Genomic DNA, 23,096 nt, shown 5'->3' with positions numbered 1-23,096 from the left:
ATACTAGCTTGAATTAATCAAAGTTCACTATATTGTAAATTCAGATTTGTTTGAATATATATACACCTTTACTGTAATTAAATTACATTTACTTGGATTTATGTATATTGTCTAATACTTTCATTTATGTTAAACTTTTCTTAGGGTAGTATCCTTTTTTAGGAACTGCACCTTAATTGTTTAATGTTTCTAGTATTCTGCTCATATCTTATAGAATGAGACAATTTCAACTTGGAGAATAAACTTCCAGGTGGTGATTTTTATTGAAAATTGGTTTTATTGGTGCTGGAAAAGTAGGATTTTCCTTAGGAAAGTATTTTTCCATTAATAATATAACCTTAACAGGCTATTATAGTAAGAGCAGTTCTTCTTCAAAAGAAGCTGCTGAATTTACAGGTTCAAAATTTTATGAAAGCATTAATGAGTTAATTGATGACAGCGATATTGTTTTCATAACAACTCCAGATGACATTGTTTTTAAAATATGGCAGACTATAAAACATTCTGATATTAGAAATAAAATTATATGTCATACTAGTGGTTCTTTATCTTCTAAAATCTTTTCAGATATAAACAATTTAGGTGCTTTTGCATATTCTATTCATCCTATGTTTGCTTTCTCTAGCAAGTTTACTACCTATAAACATTTAAAAGATTGTTATTTTTCTATTGAAGGTGATGCAAAATACTTATGTAAAATGAAAGCTTTTATTGCTTCTCTTGGCAATTCTATACTCTCTATTGATAAGGATAAAAAAGATCTTTATCACTTAGCTAATGTAACTGTATCAAACCTTGTACTTTCTCTTTTAAACAAGGGATGCAGTTACCTTATTAGCTGTGGAGTTAATGAAAAAATTGCTTTAAATTCACTAATGCCCTTAATAGAAAATAGCTTGCTAAATTTAAAAGAAAAGGGATTCACAGCTGCTTTAACTGGCCCTATTGAAAGAAATGATTTAGGTACAATAAAAAAGCATATAAATGCTGTACCTATTGAAGATAAAGAGATTTATAAAAATTTATCCTTAAATCTTTTAAATTTATCAAAACAAAAGCATCCAGAAAGAGACTATATAGAAAGTGAAAAATTTTTAGGAGGTATAGAATAATGAAAAATACAATTAAAAGCTTTAAACAAGCAAAAATTAATAAAGAAAATTTGACTATGCTTACGGCTTATGATTATTCAACTGCTAAACTTATGGATAGTACAGGTATCAATGGTATTCTGGTAGGCGATTCTTTGGGTATGGTATGTCTTGGCTATGAAGATACTTTAAGTGTTACTATGGAAGATATGCTTCATCACACTGCTGCTGTTAAAAGAGGCGTAAAAAATGCTTTAGTTGTTGGAGATATGCCTTTTATGTCATATCAAGCTTCTGTATATGATGCAGTTAAAAATGCAGGAAGATTTATAAAAGAAGCTCATGCTGATGCCATAAAATTAGAAGGCGGTGCAGACGTTTCTGAACAAATAAAGGCTATAGTTAAAGCTCAAATTCCAGTAATGGGTCATTTAGGCCTTACTCCTCAATCTGTAAATATGTTTGGCGGCTTTAAAATTCAAGGAAAGGCTTTAGACGATGCTAAAAAAATTATAGAGGATGCCAAAAGATTAGAAGATGCAGGTGCTTTTTCTATAGTTCTTGAAGGAATTCCATCTGATCTTGGAAAAATAATCACAGAAACTATTTCAATACCTACTATAGGCATTGGTGCTGGAAAGTATTGTGATGGTCAAATACTAGTTTATCAAGACATGCTTGGCATGTTTTCTGATTTTACTCCAAAGTTTGTTAAGAAGTTTGCCAATACAGGAGATATTATGAAGGAAGGCATAAATAAATATATAGAAGAAGTTAATAAAGGTGATTTTCCAGCAAAGGAACACTGCTTTACAATGAAAGAAGAAATACTAAAGAAACTATATTAGGAGATGAATTTAAAATTGAAAATAGTAAATAACATAAAAGATTTAAAAAGTTGTATAAAACTTTGGAAGGATTCTAATTGCAGCATAGGGCTTGTTCCAACTATGGGCTATTTGCATGAAGGTCACAAAAGTTTAATAGATAGAGCTTGCAGAGAAAATGATAAAGTAGTGGTTTCTGTTTTTGTAAACCCAACTCAATTTGGTGCTAATGAAGATTTAGACAAATATCCAAGAGATATTAAAAGAGATTCTAAATTATGTGAGGAAAGTGGTGCTAGTTTAATTTTTGCTCCTTCACCTGATGAAATGTACAGCAAAAACTTTTCTACCTATATAAATGTAGAAAATCTTACTGATGGCTTGTGCGGAAGCAGACGTCCTGGGCATTTTAGAGGAGTATGTACTGTTGTGTCCAAGCTTTTTAATCTAATAACTCCAAATAAAGCTTATTTTGGCGAAAAGGATGCCCAACAATTGGCTGTTATAAAGCATATGGTTGAAGATTTAAATTTTGATGTTACTATAGTAGGGTGCCCTATTATAAGAGAATACAATGGACTTGCAAAAAGCTCTAGAAATACTTATCTTTCAAAAGAAGAAAAAAAAGCAGCACTTATTTTAAATTGCAGCTTAGGCAAAGCTAAAAAACTTCTAAAAAGTGGGTTGAAAGATAGCAATGATTTAAAATCAGTAATTACAAATAGTTTAAGAGATGAGCCTTTAGCAAAAATAGATTATGTAGAAATAGTAGACAGCATTTCCTTAAAACCTGTAAAAAAAATAGAAAATAACGTACTTATAGCTATTGCAGTATTTATAGGAAAGACAAGACTTATAGATAATTTTACCTGGAATATATAACTTCATAACCAAAATAATTAAATCTCCTGCTTAAGATAAATTAGCTGCAGGAGATTTTTTTGTTTAAAAAGTGGAGAAACCTTTATTAGAGTATCTCCAATCTTCACAACTCCATACATCTGTTGCAATATCTCTATAGAACTCTGGTTCGTGACATACTAAAATTATACTTCCATCGTATTCTTTTAAGGCACGTTTAAGTTCATCTTTAGCATATATATCCAAATGATTTGTAGGTTCATCTAAAACTAATACGTTTGTAGGTTTATTAATTAGCTTGCATAATCTAACTCTAGCTTGTTCTCCTCCACTTAATAAGTTAATGGAGCTATCTATATGTCGTCTTGTTAATCCACATTTAGCAAGGCTGCTTCTTACTTCTGTTTGAGTAAAATTTGGAAAAGTGTTCCAAACTTCATATAAAACTGAATTAGTATTATCTCCCATAATTTCCTGCTCAAAATATCCAATCTTTTTGTAATCACTTAAGATTACTTTACCATTTATAGGTCTTAATAATCCAAGTAAACTTTTTAAAAGAGTTGTTTTTCCTAATCCATTAGCTCCTGTTATTACAATTTTTTGTCCTCTTTTCATACTTAAATTTAAAGGCTTGCTTAAGGGTTTGTCATATCCAATAATTAAATTACTAGTTTTAAAAATTATGTTTTCTGGCATTTTTATACTTTTAAAATTAAAATGAGGTTTTATGATTTCTTTTTTAATTTCTATTTTTTCAATTTTATTAAGTTGCTTTTCTCTTGCTTTAGCTTGTTTTGCAGTTGATGTTTTAACTTTATTCTTTCTTATATATTCTTCAAGCTTTGTAATTTTATTTTGCTGCTCTTTATATTCAATTATCCTCTGCTGTTTTCGTATTTCATAAAGCTTAACAAAATAATCATAGTTTCCTTCATATCTTGTTAATACTTTGTGTTCAAGGTGATAAACTATATTTACTACACCATTTAAAAAACTATTGTCATGGCATATTAATATAAATGCACTTTCATAGTTTGATAAATAATTTCTAAGCCATTCTATATGTTTTTCATCCAAATGATTAGTTGGTTCGTCTAACAATAAAATATCTGGTTTTTCTAAAAGCAGCTTGGCAAGTAAAACTTTAGTTCTCTGCCCTCCACTTAGATCTGAAACATCTTTATATAAAAACTCATTAATTCCAAGACCAGCTGCCACTCCCTGTATTTTTGAATTAATACTATAAAAATCACTCTTGTCTAAGATTTCCTGCAAAGTAGAAATTTTATTTAAGCTCTTATTCATTTCCTCTATATCCATATTACCAAGTTTAATATATAGATCATTAATTCTATTTTCTATATTAAATAAATTTATAAATGCTTTTTTTAAAAAATTCATTGCAGTAATTCCTTCTTTTAAATCAACCAACTGATCCATATATCCAATATTGAATTTGCTATTCCATTCAATAGTACCACAATCAGGTAAAATTTCATTATTTATAATTTTCATAAAGGTTGATTTACCTTCACCATTAGCACCAATAAGTCCAATATGTTCTCCTTTTAATAATCTAAAAGATACATTATTAAATAATATTCTGTCACCAAATGAATGACTCATATTTTGGATTTTCAAAATACTCACAATTATCTCCTCCTTACATCTCATAATGAATAATATCATCATAAGATGCAAAGACCAAGTTCATAAATGATTCTGTAATGTTTATAATCATATGTTGATGCCTCACTAAGGAATTACATACAACATATTGATTTGCAAATTTAAAATCAACATAATATTATTGTAGTATTTATTCTTAATACCACAGTCCCTTTAAAAATACTTATATCTTAAAATTAAAGGCATATTTTCATAGCAATAACTGTGAAAAATATGCCTTTTATATTAATCATAATTTTTTTTCTTTCTGATTATTCTTCTAATACTGCTTTCTGTTAAAAAATACTCTTGTGATAAAGCTTTAACAGGCACGCCTGAAGAATATCTATCAAATATTTCTTTATCCCGTTCTTTAAGATATTTTTTAGTTTCAGTATTTTCCCCCCAGGATTTTTTGTTTTCATCTTTTCTAGGTATATATATATATCCACCGTCCATATAATTTTGAATTATCTCAATTATAGTGTCTGGTAATATATTTTGTGCTTTTTCATATTTCATAAATTCTTTGCTCCAATCCTACATTTAATATATAAATGAAGATGCAAAGATTAATTAAAATATGAAAAACTTAATATATTGGCTCCAAGCAAAAGTTTTTCATATCTTACAATCTTTGCATGGAGCTAACTACTATAGTTAAACTCATGATAATTTCATCTCCTTTTTTTATTCTACATTACACCATTTCAGTAATTTATGTCAATTTTAAATTTACTTGTTTTGCTTTTGCATACCAAAGTACCTTATTATAAAACATTTTAGTTGAAGATATTCCCATTTTTATTGGATTAAAACAATTGTATATTATCAATTTTTACATATTTTCTATGTTTATAATTTTAAAACCATTTCATATTGGCTAACATTTTGTTGAAATTTTAAATTAAATAAAAAATCTTTCACAGAATCACAGTGATTATCTACATTTAAAACCTTAACATTATACGCTTCCGTATTCTTCAATAAATCTGCAAATATACTTCTCCCAATCCCTCTACCTCTATAATTTTTATCTACTGCTATCTGTGGGATATCTCCTGTATATTTATCAATAATTCCATAACCAACTATGGTATTATCTATAATTATAATAGAATATACAAATGTACCTGATGCATCATTAACTGAATCAATAGAATTTTGCCATGATGGTTTAAAATCCCAAAACTTTGCAAATTCTTTCCAATTACTTTTAGTAATACTATTTATATGTTGAGTCTCATATGCTGCTGTAGGAGTATATTTATTTTTATCTAAATTGAAGCATTCAAACTCTCTTAATATTTCAAAGCCTTGTTTTTTATATAGACGAACTGCAGAAATATTTGATTGAATTACTTCAAGTAAATATTGTTCCACTCCCATTTCTCCAAGTAATTGTTTTGTATTAAAAATCATATTACTTGTTATTCCGTGCTCTCTATAAGTTTTTATAACACCTGTTCCTGTGTCATATGCAGTTAATTTCCCATCCCAGTATCTAATTCCATTTAAAAGAAATCCAACTAATGTATTATTTTCAAATGCCCCTATTGAAACTTTTGAAATATACCCTCGTCTTTGAAGCATTTGTTGAAACTTTAAAATCGGTAAATCAATTTTTACTTGATAATCAGAAAATGCTTCTAAAAAAGTTTTATATAATTTCTCCATACCTATACTTTCCAAAGTGCTGTAATTAAACATTTCTTTCCTCCCCCTAACTATATTTTTTGTTTATTTGATAGCTAAACTCTTTATTATTCTTTATTTAACCGAAAAACTCCTTGATATCCTTTTTTCATATTGGAAATCAAAAATTCCAAAGAAACTAACTACACTTTGTCCAAAAAAATCCATAGCACTTTTTAAAACAGAATCCTCAGCTTTTTGATAATCCATAATCACTCTCCTCTAATTATACCAAATTTTACCTAACTATAGTATTGGTATAATTTTTAGAAATTTACACCTGTGGAGTATTAAAAACGTTTGCCTCAAATTTCTAATTTTTGCAAACACTAGAATAGTTTTTGCTGCTACTATAAAAAAGAAATTTGACCTCTCCTATACGTTTTCATTTTCCTATCTGTAATCTTTTCATCTCCATTTAAGTCACCAAATAATAATGGTGATTTTTTATTATGTTTTAATAAATTCTTTTCCACACACTCTCTACTAAAATTAGCATAACAGTACAAACAATTATGATTACATGTATTATAAGCTCCTATATCAATACTTTTTACACATCCACATACTTCCCTTTGAGTTGAATCTTTATCTATAAATAATTTTTCATCAATAATATCAGAAACTAACTTATCATCTATACATCTTCCATGATTAATATTAAATTTAGATAATTCTACTTCTTCCGAACAAGTTTCAATAATCAAATTATATTCAGAAGCTATTTTTGAAAATTTCCTGGCAAAATCAAACATATCATCTTTATTTAATGGTAAAATATTTATACTCTTTAAATTACGTTCAGTTTTTTTGTATAAATCTAAAAAACTAATAACACATTTATTTGTATATGGACTTAATCTTTTTACTAGATACTCAAACCACCTGTAATGATATTCTTTTGTAAATTTGTCCGTTAATATTATGGGATCATATCTCCATATTACTTTATCCTTACCAATTTTTTGTGATAACTTTATAAATGTATTAATTAAATACTTCTTTTCAGGAACATTTTTTTCTAAAGTTTTATCATATGAATTTAAAGTAAATTGAAAATAATAATTATATTTTTTAACTTCTTCCAATTTCTTTATCATCCTTTTGGGATTTTTAGTCCAAAATACTATGCAATCTACTACTTCTGGACTTAAACTTATTTTACTAATTTGCTTTGTATTAAATGGATTTCTCACTAATACAAATCCTTCCCTTATTCTATTAAAAAACCACTCACTATAAAAAGCTGGTATATCTGTACGCCTACTAGCACTAAGTATCATATATACATTTCTCCTTATCTCTTATGAAATAAATAGATTAATAAGATGAATTACTTCTAATTCTTCAAAAGCATATTTTTCTAACTTTCCATTTATATATCATTAATTATACCCCCAAACTTACTTCAAATATTGCATCTCTAAAATTTTATTTTCATATAATTTTGTGTAATTCTTGCTCCTTCCTATAGCCTCTCCTTCTTTCATTTTCCTTTCTTCAAAAGATAATAAGTTAGAAGCATTTATTTGTCATAGAATCAAGTATAGTATTTATTGTAATCAAGCCCTTTTAAAAAATATACTACTTAAACATGTTAAAATCATTATTGACACTTTATATCCAAGGTAGTATTATTTAGTTGTTGAACATGTTAAAGAAAGATTATTTTTGAGGTGACTATGATGGAAGACACTAGAAGCAAAATACTTCAGAGTGCAAAAGAGCTCTTTATACTGCAGGGCTACAAAAAGACCACAATTCGTCAAATTGTTGAAAGATCTGGTGTGTTAATTGGCAGTATATATTACCTATACAAAAATAAAGAAGAAATCTTCAAAAGTCTTATTCTTGAAACATTTAAGAAAAGTGACGAGGTCATTTGCAATTATTTTGGAGAAGATTTAAATCCAGTTCTCCGATATGGACTATCCTGTGCTATTGAACTTACAGCAGTAGAAGAAGATGAATGCATCTGTGAAATATATTATGAAGCTTACAGTTTAAAAAGTGTTTTTGATGGACTTGTAGATGCTGCTGCTAGAAGATCACAAATTCTTTTTAAAAATTATAATCCTGATTTTGAGTTTGAGGATTATTACATAAGAACTTTGGCAATCAAAGGCGCTATGCGCAGTTTTATTGCTAATAAGTATTTAACCCAAAAGATTTCTCTTGAAAAAAGAATCGATATGATCTTAGATTTTAGCCTGCAAACTTACAATGTATCACAACCTGAAATCCATCAAGTAAAAAAACATATAGTCCAATTAAAAAATCAAATGAAAGAATTTGCATTGTCAATAAAAGAAGACTAATAGCAATAAATAATAACCCGATATGGCTGTCATTACAGCATTCATTTCGGGTGTTAGATTACTTTTATTTGAACATGTTCAAATAGCATTAACCTTCATCAATTTTTTTAAAGAAAATTAATATATAGGGAGAGATTAAATTGAAAATTAAGAAGTTACAAATAAATTCCAACGAGAATGAGGTTTCACTTGCTATTTTATATAAAGACCAATGGATTGTTCTATCTAAGCTGCTGGAACAATTTCAGGCAGATAACAGCAAAGAATATTCAAAAATAAATTCTGTTTCTAAAGACCTTATTTTGTTTTTACAAACACTTCCTAAAAATAAAGAGTATTTAAATTCACTTTTACAAAAAGCTGATTTGAAAGCTGCCTGTGAAACTGAGAACATGAAAGAAATTATACCTTTTCGTCCCCTGCTTTACCGTGATTTTATGCTGTGTGAAAGACATGTAATTAACAGTGGCCGACTTTTTACAAAATATACTATGCCTAAGGTATACCCCATAGTAAAAGCCTATGAATCTATATTCAGATATCCATTTCCAGCTTTTAAACCTAAAAAGGCGTGGTATGATAATCCTGTATATTATAAGGGAAATGCCCTATCATTTATTGGAGATGGTGACATAGTAAGCTATCCACATTATGCAACACTTAAAGACTATGAGTTAGAGCTTGGCATGATCATTACCAAGGATCTTCTTAATGCAACGGAAGAAGAAGGTCTTGCTGCTGTAGGTGCTTTTTGTGTATTTAATGACTTCAGCGCCCGAAATGTTCAGCTTGATGAGATGAGAAAGACAGGCTTTGGACCATGTAAAGCAAAGGATTTTGCAAGCTCCATATCTAATATAGTTGTAACAGCGGATGAAATATTGCCAGTGCTCAATACTTTAAAAACACGAGTATTTATTAATGAAAAATTAGCAGCTGAAGGACAGCTAAATGAATTTTACCATTCCATTGGAAAAGCTATTGCTTATGCTTCCAAAGGAGAGCAGGTTTATGCAGGTGAGTTTATGGCATCTGGAACAATTCCTAATTGTTGTGGAATGGAAAATGGTCATTTACTCAATTTGGGTGATGTTATAAAATTGGAAATAGATAATATTGGCACACTAACAAATCAGGTTAGTACTGAATTAATATGATAATTAAAAATGTGGTCAAATTAACCACATTTTTAATTATTTTTATATACAGTATAAAAAACAGGAATGATGTAAATAAAAGCAGTTACAAATATTGCTCAACTTGCAAAGTTTAACCCCATGAAGTGTTTTACAAAACTTACCTGAGTTTGCTAAAATATCAACATCGATTAGTGTTATATGCTTTTAATAACTTCTTGTAAACTTTCTATATCTAGAATATTTTCAATAATGCAACTTAATTTATCACTATCTAATTTTTCTATTTTTTTCTTAAGTACATCATCTAAATTTCCGAATTTTTTTGTAAGCAGCTTTAAGACTATTTCTACATCTTTTTGCCTAGCTTTTTCTATTCCTTTTTCCATTCCTTCTTCTCTAGTTTTTTCAAAAGTTTCCTTTATCGTTTTTGAAATATTAGAAGTCATACGATTAACCTCCTCTTTTTTTGCTATCAAAATATCCTCTATTTTTTCTCCTAATTTACCTTTCAGTTCATCACTTAAAGTTACTCTTAACCAATGTCTTAACATCATTTTTTGTTCTTCTGTTAAGTTGTTGAAACCTATGGCTATATCCTTTACTCTACTTATAAACTCTTCAATATCAACCTTTTGATCTAATAAAAATACTGCCGATACTAAGTTTTTCAGTTCCATCAGCTCTTCTTTTTCATATTTATTTATGTCTATAAGTATATATTCAAAATCGATTATGTTATTTCCAAATAACTCACTTTTATTTATAATGTTTTTGAATTTTTTCTCTACAGTCCACTTATATTCTCCATTATATAAAACCAAGGGTACTATTGCTGGTAATCTAAAATCCTTACTTTTTACTTCTGCTTGTTTTGTATTTTTTAGAACTTCTCTCCATATTTCTGACATATACAAAAATAGTCTTATAGGCATACTATAATCAACATATGACTGAAATTCTAGCAATATATAGAATATAACTTCTCTATCATCTATTGTTGCTTTATATACTATATCTGATTCTAATTCTTCATAATCTGAAAGTATATATGACTTGTTTACTAGTTCAATATTATCCTTTGTTATTTCTTTTATCCATGAACTTTTAACAAAGTTTTGTATCATATCTACTAATAGCTCTTTATTTGAAAATAAGTCCTTATAGCTCTTATCATGTATGTGATGCATTTCTTTCTTTATTCGCATTTTTTATTCACCTATCATTTTTATAATGTAATAACTATTACTTATATTATATCCGAAATTTTCAAAGGCTGCACTAGGTTTCTCTTCTATTATGTACTTTTATCTTTATACTTTTTAGACGCAGACTTAAATTCTAATATTAACGGTATAAGGATATTCTTTTCTTTGAAACCTCTGATACAATTCATATGATAAATAGAGAGATATGTTACAGTTCGGCCAAAAACTTAGAAAACTTTTATACTAAATGGAGTTACAAAATAAAGGGCAATTTATTTATAAAAAATAGACTGGTACACTAGGTATAGCAGTCTATTTTCATACAGCTTGGTTATTTACTTGTATTTGTTGATTGGATTATAATTACCTATTGTTAAAATGAGTAAATACTGTCTACATTATATTTCATAAGGTATATTATTTAGATCTTTAAACTCATCTATTAGTAAGTTATATACTTCTCCTACATGTTCCCTTAAAGATGTTTCAAATATTAAGTTTCCTAATGTATATAATTCACCATCTTTAATACCCACAATTCTTTGCATGCTTATTGCCGAAAATACATATCCATTTGCCGTGTAATCACTACCTTCCTCTACTACTGGCTTCAAAGGAACATAATAAATGAAATTTGGTAATAACAAGCTGCAAATGAAAAAAATCATCTGACAATTCTTTCATTATAGATTATGCAAAAAATATTAAAGAATTTAATAAATAATATACACTATAGGTTTTATATGATATAATCAACTTAGTTTTTATTCGATAATGATTTTCATTTTCTTTTATTAAAACTTACCTAAAAAAATAATTATATATTATATACAAGGAGAATCACAAATGAAAAAGGTTCAAATATCTGAGTTAGCTTTAAATAGCATAAAACTAAATATTAAACAAGACACTAGTGTGCATGTCCATGGTGGGCATTATGCAGGTGAACATAAAGATGGTAAAATGCATGGTAAAGGCATCTATTTCTATAATGATGGTAGTAAGTATACAGGCGACTGGGAAAATGATGAAATGAATGGTCAAGGTACTTTTACCTGGGCTTGTGGTGAAAAATACATAGGCCAATGGAAAAATGATATGCAACATGGTTATGGTATTTACACTTGGCCAGATGGCGACAAGTATGAAGGTCAATGGGAAATGGGTGAAAAAACTGGGTTTGGTATATTCACATGGTCAGATGGTGAAACTTATATAGGCTATTGGAAGAATGATATGCGTCATGGCAAAGGTACTCATACCTGGTCAGATGGCGATAAGTATCTAGGTGACTGGAAGGATGATATAAGAGATGGCAGCGGCATATATCTCCACTCAAATTCTGAGATTTCTATAGGAAATTTTGAAAACAATATATTTTTTAAATAAGTCTCACAAGTTACCATTTTTTCAGGTATAATAGCTTGTGGCCTATACCTCGCTTTTTAGCCGTACACTCAAATTATATAAAAGTGTACGGTTATTTAGCATTCAATCATTTACCTATTAATGAATATACACTGTTTTATTTGATAGCAATTTCTCCTTTATTTTTAACTTTTAATACTTGCTCAGTAAAATGAATTCATTGCATTAGGCAACTTTTTTCAGATTAATAGTATCATCTATCTTATCTTTTTTTAGCTTTATATTACTACCTATAATTCCTACTAATATAAGTGACACCCCCATCCATTGAGTCCAGTTCACATGTTCAGATAAAAATAGCAAGGACATAGTAACAGCTACTGGAAGTTCAGAAGCAGATAGTATAGTGCCAAGCCCTGGTCCAATGTGTGGCATTCCAATTGAAAATAAAAGTGGTGGAAGAACCACTCCAAATATACCAAGAATCAATCCATATGGAGTCAATCTCTTTAAGGTAGATAAATTCAATAAAAATGTTGGCGGAAACAATGCAAAAACAACTATTAAAGCGCCAATGGAAAAAAGAGCACTTTTTAACACTGGAGAAGTATCTTTCTCAACTGAACTACTAAGAAAAATAGAAGTTGTATACGTTAAAGCAGCAAGTAGTCCCCATATTATCCCCTGCAAAGAAATAACCCCACTTTGTTGTGTAATAATGTTTGCAGCAAAAACTGAACCAACTACTAGAATGAATATAGAAATAAGCTTTTCTTTTGTAGGCTTTTTCTTATTAAATATCCAATCAAAAAGTGTACCAATCCAGACAAATTGAAATAAAAAGATTATTGCTAATGAGGCATTAAGTGTCTTTAGTGATTGATAATAAAATAAACCTGTTAAACCAAATGGAATTCCAGATAATATTAGTTTAAAAATTTGATTGAAAGTTAACTTTTCCTTTTTTGTGAACATCACCACAGTACAAATAAGCACTGTTCCAAAAAAATATTCACCTCCTGTTACTTCTGGTGATGAAAAGCCTGCTGAATAAGCAAGTTTAACAAATGTTGATAATACTCCATAACAGCATCCGCCTAAAAAAACAGCTAATGCATAATACCAATTTTTCAAAAATCTTACCCCTTTCTTTTAACATAAAAAGCCACACAATTATCATATTAATAATTGCGTGGCGAAAATAGAATTTCTCTAGAAAAATCCACATACTAAAAATTTTTGTTATTTAATTTCCGATTATAGTATAAAATTAATAATTTAAATTGTCAAGGATAATTATTGATATTAGGATTCTTTAACATTAACTGCATTACTTTATTCTTACCTACTTGCATTCCCACATCAAATCTCTTTTAAATATGTCTTAATTTTTATATCTTCTCTTATATTTTTAGAAATATTTCTCAAGCTCTTTAATATCTTTCATATCAAATATTTCTAGTCCTATTATTTCCAGTGTTTCATCTGACAATTCTTTTATCTTTTTTTTATATTCTTCTGGCATTTTTTTAAATTTCTTAGTTAATAATTTAAGTAAAAGTTCAGCTTTACCTTCAATTTTCCCTTGAATTTTCCCTTCAGCTCTCCCTTTTTCCATACCTTTTTCCATACCCTTTGCCATTCCATCTTCTAATATCATTTTCCCTATCTCAGTCATATTGAAAACCTCCTTAAACCTTTTTTTACTTTCTTCATCCCCAAACTTTTCTAAAAGTGCATACAACATTGCAAGGCACTTTATCTTCTTTTCACCTGATTCTATCTTATCTGCTAATTCTATGCTCTTTAAAGTTCTCTCCGTTCTAGTTAATTTCCCCTTCATTAAAGGTATAAATGTAAGACTTAATATTTCCTCATCAGTAAGCTCTTCATTGTTTTCAATTTTATCTTTTAAAATATCATATTTTTCATCTCCATTTATACTATTCATATAAAATGCATCTATACTATACTTTATATTACCTGCATCTATATAAGTTTTAACATTTTCTATATCTGATGAATATACAACTATAGTTTTTATTTTTCTATTGCTTTTATAATGTAACGATGCATCATAAAATAAAAATCTTCTTATGTCTTCTTCCTTATTTGTAGTTTGAAATTCAAAATGAAGATAATTGCCATCCTCTGTATAAAAGGTATAATCCATAATATTTGTACTTATTTTTATATCTTTTAATTCTGTTTCCGCTGGTGCAGTTATTTTAGTATTTATACCAAAGAAATTAACTGCACTTTGTCTAAAGAAATCCATAGCACTCTTTAAAACTGAATCTTCAATTTTTTGATAATCCATAATAAATCTCCTTTAATTATACCAAATTTTACTTAACTATAGTATTGGTATAATTTTCAGATTTTATGCAAACATAAGTTCTTATTTCGAAGTTATTATACTATTAGCCATTTTTGACATTTGCTCAAAGCTTAATCCATAATCTGAATCAGTAAGCTGATAATTCACGTCATTTTCTGTCCATTTTAATACATGTGTGATTTTAACTTTCTCTTTTCCATTATCCCCCCAAATACTACCACCATGAAGTTGTAGAGTTGCTTTACCATTCTTCATATCTTCATGAAGTTTATCCTTCTGTTGTTGTGTCATTTTATTGTAAGTATTTATTGGAATTCTACATTTTTTATACTCTGTCCAATATGCAGTAGTATTTCCAATAGTTATGCTCTTAGCATTTTTTAAAATTGATGAATCAGGTTTTGATCCAACTTTCCAAATGCTTAATGTAACTATTTTGGGACTAAAGATATGTTTTGAATATATTGCACCAACTTGTTTCTTTTCATATTGCTTTTCTGCTGGCTGTGCTCCATCAATATAACCAGCTATACTACCTTCAACTAACTTATATCCTTCTGGAAGAAGTTCTGGCATTTTTGCTTCAAAGCCTAAATCTGTTTTTAATTCCTCTTTTGATGGTACTTTATCATAATTTTTTATTGTTGTATAACCAGCAACATTTTTATCTATATTTTGAAGCTTTGATGCTCTGATGTTAAATGAAACTGCAAAAACTAACCCTGTACATATAAGTATAGTGCACGCTGCAACAGCATATTTTAGCTTGTTTTTTCTTTTTTGTATTTTTTTGTTAATTCTATTTTTAATTCTTTTTGACGTTAAATCATCTAATTCTAAACTTTCATCAAATTCATCATTTGTTTCAGCATAATTTAATAACTGGAATATAACATCTTCATTATTATTTGCATTCCTCATATAATTACCTCCCCATAAGCTTTTCCCATTTATTTTTTATAAGTTTTCTACCTCTAGATAACCTATTATCAATTACGGTTCTAGGCAACTTTAAGTATTCAGCAATATTATTGATATTTTCATTTAAAATATACCGTTTAAAAAATATTCGCTTATCGATTTCACTCATATTTTTTATAATACCTACAATTGTATTAACATCATCAGTTTGAATGATTTTTTCCTCAATATTGTCATTAGATATTGCTGTATCCTCTTTAAGTTCAACTATTTCTTGTGCTTTTCTTAGCTTTCTTATGTAGTCAATAGCTTTATATTTTGATATAGCAACAAGCCATTTTTTAAAAGTTGTGATATTATCATTATATTGTACAGCATTTTTCCAAAGTGATATAAAAATATCGCTTACGCATTCCTCAACATCCTGCCTAGATGCTGTATCTTTTAATAAATCAAATACTACCTTATATACCAACCCAACATATTTTGAGTATGTATACTCCAATGCCTTGCTATTTTTTCGTTTTAGTTCGCTTATATAGTTACTTTCATCTATCTTCATCATATACCTCCTGAAGAGCTCTTCATAAACCTAATACGATTGTTAATACATATTTCTATCATACATAAATAAAAAAAGGTATTACTACCTTTTTAGTTAATGAATAATATCTATCATGTAAAAAGTACACCACTAAAATATTTATTAAGGCATTCCTGAGCTTGCTATTTAGAAATTTACTTTATTTTTTCTATTGATAAATTTATTTTATAATTACCGTATTTTAAAATTTCATCTAAAAGTTCTACAATTTCTTCTTGAGTAGATGCACCTACTTTTAGCATATAGCATCCTTCCCCACTTATCCTATTTGCTTCAATTATTAGTGAATTATTTTGTATATAACTTTGAAATGCTCCATGGTCTCTTGTCTTCATAAAAATAGTTATAAAAGCAATTAAAACTTTGCCTATTTTAGAAGAATTTATTTTTAGTGTATATTCTTCTATAACCCCTAACTTTTCCATTCTCTTTATCCTATTTCTAACCGCTTGTCCAGTTAGATGAACTATTTCACCAATTTCTTGCCACTGCATACGTGAATTTTTTATAAGCAAATTTAAAATTTCTATATCAGTTTGATCAAGCATAACCCCTAAAATCCTTTCACAATTAAATATTTTTTTCCAATATACTTTGGCCAGTCAATTAACAATTATTATATACTAAATGTATATTAAATTACAGGAGGGCTTTATGTTGAAAATCCAATTAATACGACATAGTACATTAAAAATATATTTAGGTAATAAAAAAATACTTGTAGATCCTGTGTTAAGTCATATGGGAGCTATAGCTCCTCTTCCAAATGTCCCAAACCAAAATTTTAATCCTTTAGTAAAATTACCTGTAAATATTGATACTATTATCAATTGTGATGCTGTACTTGTTACTCATACCCACAGAGATCACTTTGATGATGCAGCCACAAAATTACTTTCTAAAAATATTCCTATATTCTGTCAACCTCAAGATGAAATTAAAATAAAATCATACGGTTTTATTAATGTATATCCTATTAATAATAGTTATACATGGGATAATATAACTTTTAATCGCACTAATGGAGAACATGGTCATGGTGAATTAGCTGTACAAATGGCACCAGTATCAGGCTTTATTATTTCATCTAATAGAGAACCATCTGTCTATATTGCTGGGGACACAGTTTGGTGTAATGAAGTAGAAAAATCTATTGAAAAATACACCCCTGAAATAGTTGTTTGTAATTGTGGCGCTGCTCAATTTTCCTATGGTGAACCAATAACTATGACACCAAAAGATATTAAGAGCTTGTGCTACAGGTTTCCAAGCATAACAGTTGTTGCTGTACACATGGAATCATGGAATCATTGCAGAGTATCAAGAAAAGACTTAAAGCATTATATTAAAATTAATAATATAGATAACAATATATTTATACCTGAGGATGGTGAATTAATAACTTTTTAAAATTAATAAGAGTAGTTTCTTTAAAACAAACTACTCTTATTTTACTTTACAGTAACTATTGTAAAATGAACTATCCACACTACCATTCAAGCCCACTTATTTTGCAACCATCACACTAAAATATATAACAAACACCTCTATTCCCTCCAAAACCACTCATTATTTATAAATGAAATTTTGGTATTAGACATCTGAAAAATTGCTATTACAACAGTGCTTCTTAATAAATATGAAGCTTATAGCTGATGCTCTAAAATCTGTAATACTATTTGATAGAGTTTTTTAAGAGTTATTAAAGAAGGTAAAAAAATTATTTATCTCTACCAAATTAAAATTTAAATTTGTTACTTTAAAAATTGTTTATTGTTTAAGCTTCAGCATTAAATAGTGTTCCTTGAGTATCTCTTGCATTTGAAATATTTCTTGTTTTCATAACTTCTCGTGCTTCATGGTAAGCCTTGTAATAAGCAAATTTTAGTTCATCACTCTTTGCAATTTCAGCAGATGTTGGAACAGATGTCCATCCACTTTGCCAATGATAAGCTGCAATCATTTCTCCATTAGGGCTATATATTTGTGCAGTATCTTGTCCAAATGAGATGCCTGTAGATTCACCTTTAAATGGAAGCTCTAGTAACTTAGCAATCCAATAGCTAAGTTCGTTAGTAAAAGTGTATCTATTTCTCATAAGGTTAGATGCTTGAAACATTGGTAAACTTCTATTTGGAGATACTTTATTAACACAAGCTCGCCTAAGTGCCATAAATTCTCTACCCATATATTCTCCATTATATGCATCTTTTTTTGCCATTTCAATAATAGATTCTTCTAAGCTGTTGTTTTGAGTAGATTTTGTAGATTTTGATTCTTTTACTATGTTTTCTTTTTCAGCTTTCTTATAAAATTTATTAAGCGGTGACAGGTTATTGTATGATAATTTTGATACTAACATTGAAAATCACTAACTTTCTATATAATACTTATTCAAGTACATAGTCAATAGTCATTTTAACAGATGCATATTTTGTACCACCTATAAATTGTGAACCACTAGATGGAGAAGCTATATTGGTTCCATAATAACAAACATTCCATACACCAGCTGCTTTATCAGCAATAAATGCTGATGTAGTAGTTACATTACCTCTACCCCATGGTTCTTCTTTTGATTCACCAGCAGGGTTGGTAATTTTTATCTTTTGGGGTAAAATTGCACCCAAACCTCCTAAAACAGTACCTCTACCAGCATCTACTTTAATGCTTTTTACAATAGCATTAGCAGGTAGACCTATAAAATTAAATGAAACTGTATTAGAATAACCACTTTGACCAGGATAAAGTGCTAAGGACATTGCTCTAGAAGCGTTAACTGTTTTTGACATGTTTGAAGTATACATTATTGTTTTGTCACATGTTGTTTTTTGTGTCGTTGTTGATGCATATGCACTTGTTGGAAAAGTACTACAAGCAATCACCAAAGTTGCAACTAACGCTGTTATACATTTTTTTATTTTCATAAAGAACCTCCTTAAAATTTTTAGTAATGTACATATAGTTTTTTACACCTTGCAAATTCCTCTTTTTTAACAAAAAAACTATATTTTAGAAACACCAGCTACATGAAATATATCGTATATTTTTTCAAAAAATGAATACTTTACAATAATTTCAATAAATAGTAAATTTTTTCGTATTTCTTTACTATATAATAATTTTCTACACAAAAAATCTTCTCTTTCTAAAAATTTTATTCTACTAACATAAGTATTATTATACTTTATTGAAGTTTCATCTATATTTTCAATAACTATCTTGTATGCAACAATAATCTTTAATTGTCTCCTTTTAAAAAATTGTACCTATATATTAAGTGAAAGGAGATGATAAGTATGGCTGCAAAAGCAACAAAGCTTGAAACTGTAATGATTCTTAAATACCCAGATGGAGTAGATAAAAACGGGAAGGAGGTAATCAAGAAACAAAGCTTTTCAAAAATCAAAACTTCAGCAGAAAATCAGGATCTTTTTGATGTAGCAAAGGAATTTGAAAAGCTTCTTGGAAGGACCTTAGATGAACTTATAAGGGAAGACCAAAACGGAATAACTAACGCTTAGAAAATTGCACATTTAACTATTTCCAAATAATAAAAAGTAAGGAGGCATTAATATGGCAAAATCATTATCTATGACTTTTTTAAATGAAGACGGAAAAAAATCTTCTATAACCTTAAACAACGTTAAGAATGATGTTACTGAAGCTGAAGTTAAAGCAGCTATGGATGTAATACTGGCTAAAAATATATTTACATGTGATGGTTTAGACTTAAAGACAAAAGACTCAGCTCACATAATAGAAAGAAATAGTTCCAGCCTATCAGTAAAATAATAAAATTTTAAAACTCATAATTGACAGATGGACAGTTAAGGCATATTCAAAAAATAACAAGTCAGTATGTTAGTATATTTTGCGTCAACAGAACCCTTTGATAGAACAACTATCAGCGGAAACTGTTTCCTTGTCCATGGCAAAATATACTAACATCTTTGACTTGCTATTTTCTTTCATATGCCTAAATCAAATTTAATTGTCCATTTGTCACATTATTTTCAAAATCAACCTGGAGGTTTAAAACATGGAAGTAAATCTTGTAAACTTAATAGGCAATTTAGGTTTTCCTATTGCAGTATCTGCTTACCTATTGGTGAGAATTGAAAGTAAAATGGAAAACTTAACCTGCAGCATAAATAATTTATCCAATGCTATAAACCAAATGTTACTGGATGAAAAAAAGTCAAATGATCCCTGATACAAAATAATCAACTTTAAAAAATTCTGATTGATATCAAGTCAATCAGAATTTTTTTCGAATTATTTTCCCCATAAAACTTATCTATATAGAAAAAATTCAACACTAAAAGTAGTTATGTTTCTTCATTAATTTTAAACAATCAGCATATAACACTAACTTTTTGACGTATTGTAGAAAAAAGCTGTATAAATAAGTAAAACTGTTTATGCAACATTTCATTCATAAATTGGAAATAAGCTATTGAAGAGTAAAAAAAGAAAGAGAGGTAGTAATATGCTTACTTACGAAACTGATTTTCAAAATTTTTTAAAAAAGTTAAGGTCCAAAGATAATGAATCCTTTAAGGAACTATTCAAATACTGCAACGGCTACATTATAAAAAAATATAACGAAAAAATTGGTAGATTTTATGGCAATAAATATTGGAATGATTATGTAAGTGAAGTATCTTTATCAATTTTTACAGCAACCTTAAATTTTAATGGGAACAATAGCCGTAATTACAAAAGTTATATCTATGAAACCATATTAAATTGTGTAAGAAAAACCCTTAGAAATAACTCTAAATCTCAAATTGTAATTAAATATTTAGATGATGAAAATGATTTAGCCTATATAGAAAAAAATGTTACCTGTAAAGAAAATAATGTTTTAAATGAAACTTTATTTAATAAAGAATTAATGCATTATTTAAATCGTAAACTAAACCCTTTAGAAATTCAGTTATTTAAAAGTACTTATTATAAAAAGGAAACACTAAAATATTTTGCTGAAACTCATAACCTAAACTATTCCTCTATAAGATCCATCTCTCGCAGAATGTGTAAAAAAATAGATTATAAAAAGATTAAATCCCTATTAGAATTGAAACACAGTTTCTTCTTATTCATGGCCTGTATCATTGGGGGGTGTCTATAATATCACAACTTCTGGATTTAGTAAAAAAAGCTCAGAATGGAGATGAAAAGTCTCTGCAAGCTATAATTAAAATTTTTCAAGGCTTTATGTACAAAATTGCCAGTTCCATTTACATAAATGGATATGAAGTTGAAGATCTTTTTCAAATAGAAAGTATAGCTTTAATTAAGGCTGTATTTAAATATAACTGTGAATATAAAAATGCTTTTACAACCTATGCTACCACAGCTATTAAAAATGCTGTAAACAATGAACTTAGAAGTTTCCTAAATAAAAGAAATGGAGAAAAATTTGAATTTAGCCTGAATAGTACCTCAAAGGAAGGTTCGTATTATTTTTAAATACAAAACTTATAAGTAAAGGATTGGTGTTAATTATGAAAAAAGTACTTTTAGAAGATGAAATAACTATGGTTTTTCAACCTAAACTTGCAAAAATCTTTGGGATTACGGAAAGTATAATACTTCAACAAATCCACTACTGGCTTTTAAAAAGCACTCACATAATAGATGGTATACCCTGGATTTATAACAGCTACGAAGCCTGGCACAATCAAATAAGCTTTTTATGTAAAAGGACCATAATAAGAGCTATAAAAAAACTTGAAGATACCGGAGTAGTTTTAAGCTCTAATTTCAATAAATCAAAAATGGACAAAACTAAATGGTACACCATAGATTATGAAAAACTTCAAAGTTTGTGTGATTCTTTTGAAGATGGTACTAATTCAACAATTGACACTAAAGGAAAGCCAGGTGAAAATTCATCTGACATTTCTGAAGATGATAAAAAATTAGAAGCTACTGATAACTTACAAGCAAATGAAGTTTCTATAGATCAAAATATTTATTACAACAATGATAGAGTTTATGAAAATTTAGATTATGTAAATAAGTCCAAAAGTAAGTACCATTCTCCTTCTTCCATTGAGTCAAAAAGTCAAATGGATAATGCCTATTTTAATAAAGCAATACCAGAGATTACTACAGAGACTTACTTAAAAAAAGAAGAAGAAGAGTTCACCGATGTTGTAAGTTTTTACAGTGACAACATAAGTTGTGCTAGTCCTTATGAAATTGACCTGTTAAAAAATTTTATGGAGGACTTTAATTCCAAGGACTTAATTATTCTTGGAATGAAGCAGGCACTAAAAAGCAATGCCAAAAATTTAAGATATATTGAAAAGGTGCTTTACAGCTGGAAAAATAAAGGTTTAAGAGATGAAAAGGAAGTTATAAATTATTTAAATAATTATAAAAAACATAAGAGTTATTACGGTTTTCATAACTTTAAAACTAAAAGTAATTTTCTTGATGATTATAAAAAGCTGCAAGGAGGGAAACGCTTTGGAACAACATGGAGAAACTATGAAAAGAGTTGGGGATATAATTCAAAGATTGAGGAAGAAGAATATAGAAAATATCAATCAGAGGAAGAAAAAACAGAATGGTATCAGGGAGACATGGAGGGAGTCATCTGAAGTTGACGCTTTAGAAACATGCCCTATTTGTGGTGGAAAAGGATATATTATAAAACATTCTCCTGACTGCCAGGATACCATTGCTTTCTGCAGGTGCAGAGAAATGGATAAACTCAAGAGAATATGGAGCTTTTCAGGTATAGAACCTCAAAGAAATAGACTTACCTTTGGAAACTACAGAGTTTATAATGAAGCTACAAAAAAGGCAAAGGATTCTGCCCTCAAATACTTTAAAAGCTTTAAAGAAATAAGAAACACCAGAAAAAACAGTATAGCTTTTTTAGGACAAGTTGGTAGTGGAAAATCACACTGTATGAATTGTTTCTAGACAATCTGCATAGAAATATGCAATAAAACTAGAAGACTGATGTTCAGTCTAACTTCATATCTGAATTATTAGGTGAAATTCCTATGATGTCTTAATGTTGGAAGGCATGC

28 protein-coding genes are annotated in these 23,096 nt (G+C 28.5%); 14 read left to right on the top strand and 14 right to left on the bottom strand.

Annotated elements, in window-relative coordinates; genetic code table 11:
- The first annotated feature begins 263 nt into the window (after nucleotides 1–263).
- The 3 genes from HBE96_RS03005 to panC are packed head-to-tail and all read left to right on the top strand — an operon-like array spanning nucleotide 264 to nucleotide 2,800.
- Complete coding sequence (locus HBE96_RS03005) at nucleotides 264–1,112, top strand: Rossmann-like and DUF2520 domain-containing protein (protein ID WP_169296286.1); 849 nt, start codon at nucleotides 264–266, stop codon at nucleotides 1,110–1,112.
- On the top strand, nucleotides 1,112–1,939 hold the full coding sequence (gene panB / locus HBE96_RS03000; protein WP_169296285.1) for a 3-methyl-2-oxobutanoate hydroxymethyltransferase: 828 nt from the start codon (nucleotides 1,112–1,114) through the stop codon (nucleotides 1,937–1,939). Before HBE96_RS03005 ends, panB begins: the two co-directional genes overlap by 1 nt.
- Before the next feature lie 15 nt (nucleotides 1,940–1,954).
- Nucleotides 1,955–2,800, top strand: coding sequence for a pantoate--beta-alanine ligase (gene panC / locus HBE96_RS02995; RefSeq protein ID WP_169296284.1), 846 nt, complete (start codon nucleotides 1,955–1,957; stop codon nucleotides 2,798–2,800).
- Nucleotides 2,801–2,863: 63 nt separating this feature from the next.
- On the opposite strand, the gene HBE96_RS02990 is transcribed toward panC, so the two are convergent.
- The 5 genes from HBE96_RS02990 to HBE96_RS02975 form a co-directional block, all read right to left on the bottom strand.
- Complete coding sequence (locus HBE96_RS02990; protein WP_169296283.1) at nucleotides 2,864–4,432, bottom strand: ATP-binding cassette domain-containing protein; 1,569 nt, start codon at nucleotides 4,430–4,432, stop codon at nucleotides 2,864–2,866.
- A 264-nt stretch (nucleotides 4,433–4,696) separates the two neighbouring features.
- A complete protein-coding gene (locus tag HBE96_RS02985) occupies nucleotides 4,697–4,972 on the bottom strand; it encodes a CD3324 family protein (RefSeq protein ID WP_169296282.1) in 276 nt (91 codons plus the stop codon).
- A 333-nt stretch (nucleotides 4,973–5,305) separates the two neighbouring features.
- Nucleotides 5,306–6,160, bottom strand: coding sequence for a GNAT family N-acetyltransferase (locus HBE96_RS02980; RefSeq protein WP_169296281.1), 855 nt, complete (start codon nucleotides 6,158–6,160; stop codon nucleotides 5,306–5,308).
- Nucleotides 6,161–6,220: 60 nt separating this feature from the next.
- Nucleotides 6,221–6,355, bottom strand: a complete 135-nt coding sequence (locus HBE96_RS26595; protein WP_281064323.1) for a hypothetical protein — start codon at nucleotides 6,353–6,355, stop codon at nucleotides 6,221–6,223.
- A gap of 140 nt (nucleotides 6,356–6,495) precedes the next feature.
- Nucleotides 6,496–7,428 carry a DUF1848 domain-containing protein gene (locus tag HBE96_RS02975; RefSeq protein WP_169296280.1) on the bottom strand — a complete coding sequence of 311 codons (933 nt, stop codon included), beginning with the start codon at nucleotides 7,426–7,428 and terminating at the stop codon, nucleotides 6,496–6,498.
- Between the two features lie 402 nt (nucleotides 7,429–7,830).
- Here HBE96_RS02975 and HBE96_RS02970 point away from each other — a divergent pair, with 402 nt between their 5' ends.
- Nucleotides 7,831–8,463 (top strand): TetR/AcrR family transcriptional regulator, encoded by a 633-nt coding sequence (locus HBE96_RS02970; RefSeq protein WP_169296279.1) that lies wholly within the window; start codon nucleotides 7,831–7,833, stop codon nucleotides 8,461–8,463.
- Nucleotides 8,464–8,603: 140 nt separating this feature from the next.
- Nucleotides 8,604–9,620, top strand: coding sequence for a fumarylacetoacetate hydrolase family protein (locus tag HBE96_RS02965; RefSeq protein ID WP_169296278.1), 1,017 nt, complete (start codon nucleotides 8,604–8,606; stop codon nucleotides 9,618–9,620).
- A 176-nt stretch (nucleotides 9,621–9,796) separates the two neighbouring features.
- On the opposite strand, the gene HBE96_RS02960 is transcribed toward HBE96_RS02965, so the two are convergent.
- The gene (locus HBE96_RS02960; protein WP_169296277.1) at nucleotides 9,797–10,807 is read right to left on the bottom strand and encodes an Rpn family recombination-promoting nuclease/putative transposase; all 1,011 of its coding nucleotides are present in this window, start codon (nucleotides 10,805–10,807) and stop codon (nucleotides 9,797–9,799) included.
- 398 nt (nucleotides 10,808–11,205) lie between these two features.
- Nucleotides 11,206–11,454: a hypothetical protein gene (locus HBE96_RS02955; protein ID WP_169296276.1), complete on the bottom strand. Its 249-nt coding sequence runs from the start codon at nucleotides 11,452–11,454 to the stop codon at nucleotides 11,206–11,208.
- Between the two features lie 199 nt (nucleotides 11,455–11,653).
- On the opposite strand from HBE96_RS02955, the gene HBE96_RS02950 reads away from it, so the two are divergent.
- The gene (locus HBE96_RS02950) at nucleotides 11,654–12,196 is read left to right on the top strand and encodes an MORN repeat-containing protein (RefSeq protein WP_169296275.1); all 543 of its coding nucleotides are present in this window, start codon (nucleotides 11,654–11,656) and stop codon (nucleotides 12,194–12,196) included.
- Nucleotides 12,197–12,400: 204 nt separating this feature from the next.
- Here the strand turns inward: HBE96_RS02950 and HBE96_RS02945 are convergent, their stop codons facing one another.
- From HBE96_RS02945 to HBE96_RS02925, 5 genes are all read right to left on the bottom strand, one after another.
- Nucleotides 12,401–13,309: an EamA family transporter gene (locus tag HBE96_RS02945; RefSeq protein WP_169296274.1), complete on the bottom strand. Its 909-nt coding sequence runs from the start codon at nucleotides 13,307–13,309 to the stop codon at nucleotides 12,401–12,403.
- 277 nt (nucleotides 13,310–13,586) lie between these two features.
- Nucleotides 13,587–14,495 carry a DUF4351 domain-containing protein gene (locus HBE96_RS02940; protein WP_169296273.1) on the bottom strand — a complete coding sequence of 303 codons (909 nt, stop codon included), beginning with the start codon at nucleotides 14,493–14,495 and terminating at the stop codon, nucleotides 13,587–13,589.
- A gap of 81 nt (nucleotides 14,496–14,576) precedes the next feature.
- The gene (locus HBE96_RS25950) at nucleotides 14,577–15,437 is read right to left on the bottom strand and encodes a hypothetical protein (RefSeq protein WP_206154813.1); all 861 of its coding nucleotides are present in this window, start codon (nucleotides 15,435–15,437) and stop codon (nucleotides 14,577–14,579) included.
- Nucleotides 15,438–15,441: 4 nt separating this feature from the next.
- The gene (locus tag HBE96_RS02930) at nucleotides 15,442–15,999 is read right to left on the bottom strand and encodes a sigma-70 family RNA polymerase sigma factor (protein WP_169296272.1); all 558 of its coding nucleotides are present in this window, start codon (nucleotides 15,997–15,999) and stop codon (nucleotides 15,442–15,444) included.
- A gap of 176 nt (nucleotides 16,000–16,175) precedes the next feature.
- The gene (locus HBE96_RS02925) at nucleotides 16,176–16,589 is read right to left on the bottom strand and encodes an Lrp/AsnC family transcriptional regulator (protein WP_169296271.1); all 414 of its coding nucleotides are present in this window, start codon (nucleotides 16,587–16,589) and stop codon (nucleotides 16,176–16,178) included.
- Between the two features lie 106 nt (nucleotides 16,590–16,695).
- Between HBE96_RS02925 and HBE96_RS02920 the strand changes: the two genes are divergently transcribed.
- Complete coding sequence (locus HBE96_RS02920; RefSeq protein ID WP_243186812.1) at nucleotides 16,696–17,451, top strand: MBL fold metallo-hydrolase; 756 nt, start codon at nucleotides 16,696–16,698, stop codon at nucleotides 17,449–17,451.
- Between the two features lie 367 nt (nucleotides 17,452–17,818).
- On the opposite strand, the gene HBE96_RS02915 is transcribed toward HBE96_RS02920, so the two are convergent.
- Both HBE96_RS02915 and HBE96_RS02910 read right to left on the bottom strand, forming a co-directional pair.
- On the bottom strand, nucleotides 17,819–18,403 hold the full coding sequence (locus tag HBE96_RS02915; protein ID WP_169296270.1) for a hypothetical protein: 585 nt from the start codon (nucleotides 18,401–18,403) through the stop codon (nucleotides 17,819–17,821).
- A 28-nt stretch (nucleotides 18,404–18,431) separates the two neighbouring features.
- Nucleotides 18,432–18,968: a hypothetical protein gene (locus HBE96_RS02910; RefSeq protein ID WP_169296269.1), complete on the bottom strand. Its 537-nt coding sequence runs from the start codon at nucleotides 18,966–18,968 to the stop codon at nucleotides 18,432–18,434.
- A gap of 372 nt (nucleotides 18,969–19,340) precedes the next feature.
- Between HBE96_RS02910 and HBE96_RS02905 the strand changes: the two genes are divergently transcribed.
- The 7 genes from HBE96_RS02905 (at nucleotide 19,341) to HBE96_RS25945 (ending at nucleotide 22,986) form a co-directional block, all read left to right on the top strand.
- Nucleotides 19,341–19,565 carry a DUF1659 domain-containing protein gene (locus HBE96_RS02905; protein ID WP_169296268.1) on the top strand — a complete coding sequence of 75 codons (225 nt, stop codon included), beginning with the start codon at nucleotides 19,341–19,343 and terminating at the stop codon, nucleotides 19,563–19,565.
- Between the two features lie 52 nt (nucleotides 19,566–19,617).
- On the top strand, nucleotides 19,618–19,836 hold the full coding sequence (locus tag HBE96_RS02900) for a DUF2922 domain-containing protein (protein WP_169296267.1): 219 nt from the start codon (nucleotides 19,618–19,620) through the stop codon (nucleotides 19,834–19,836).
- Between the two features lie 247 nt (nucleotides 19,837–20,083).
- The gene (locus tag HBE96_RS02895) at nucleotides 20,084–20,257 is read left to right on the top strand and encodes a YvrJ family protein (RefSeq protein ID WP_169296266.1); all 174 of its coding nucleotides are present in this window, start codon (nucleotides 20,084–20,086) and stop codon (nucleotides 20,255–20,257) included.
- Between the two features lie 276 nt (nucleotides 20,258–20,533).
- Nucleotides 20,534–21,178, top strand: coding sequence for a sigma-70 family RNA polymerase sigma factor (locus HBE96_RS02890; protein ID WP_169296265.1), 645 nt, complete (start codon nucleotides 20,534–20,536; stop codon nucleotides 21,176–21,178).
- Nucleotides 21,169–21,519: a sigma-70 family RNA polymerase sigma factor gene (locus HBE96_RS02885; RefSeq protein ID WP_169296264.1), complete on the top strand. Its 351-nt coding sequence runs from the start codon at nucleotides 21,169–21,171 to the stop codon at nucleotides 21,517–21,519. The genes HBE96_RS02890 and HBE96_RS02885 overlap by 10 nt, the downstream gene beginning before the upstream one ends.
- Nucleotides 21,520–21,554: 35 nt before the next feature.
- Nucleotides 21,555–22,658 (top strand): DnaD domain-containing protein, encoded by a 1,104-nt coding sequence (locus HBE96_RS02880; protein WP_169296263.1) that lies wholly within the window; start codon nucleotides 21,555–21,557, stop codon nucleotides 22,656–22,658.
- Nucleotides 22,659–22,761: 103 nt separating this feature from the next.
- Complete coding sequence (locus tag HBE96_RS25945) at nucleotides 22,762–22,986, top strand: hypothetical protein (RefSeq protein ID WP_206154812.1); 225 nt, start codon at nucleotides 22,762–22,764, stop codon at nucleotides 22,984–22,986.
- Nucleotides 22,987–23,096: the final 110 nt, after the last annotated feature.

The sequence above is a fragment of the Clostridium muellerianum genome (assembly GCF_012926525.1).
Taxonomy (GTDB): Bacteria; Bacillota; Clostridia; order Clostridiales; family Clostridiaceae; genus Clostridium_AM; species Clostridium_AM muellerianum.
Note: the sequence above shows the minus strand (reverse complement) of the source record. Positions and strands in the feature narration are given on the sequence as shown.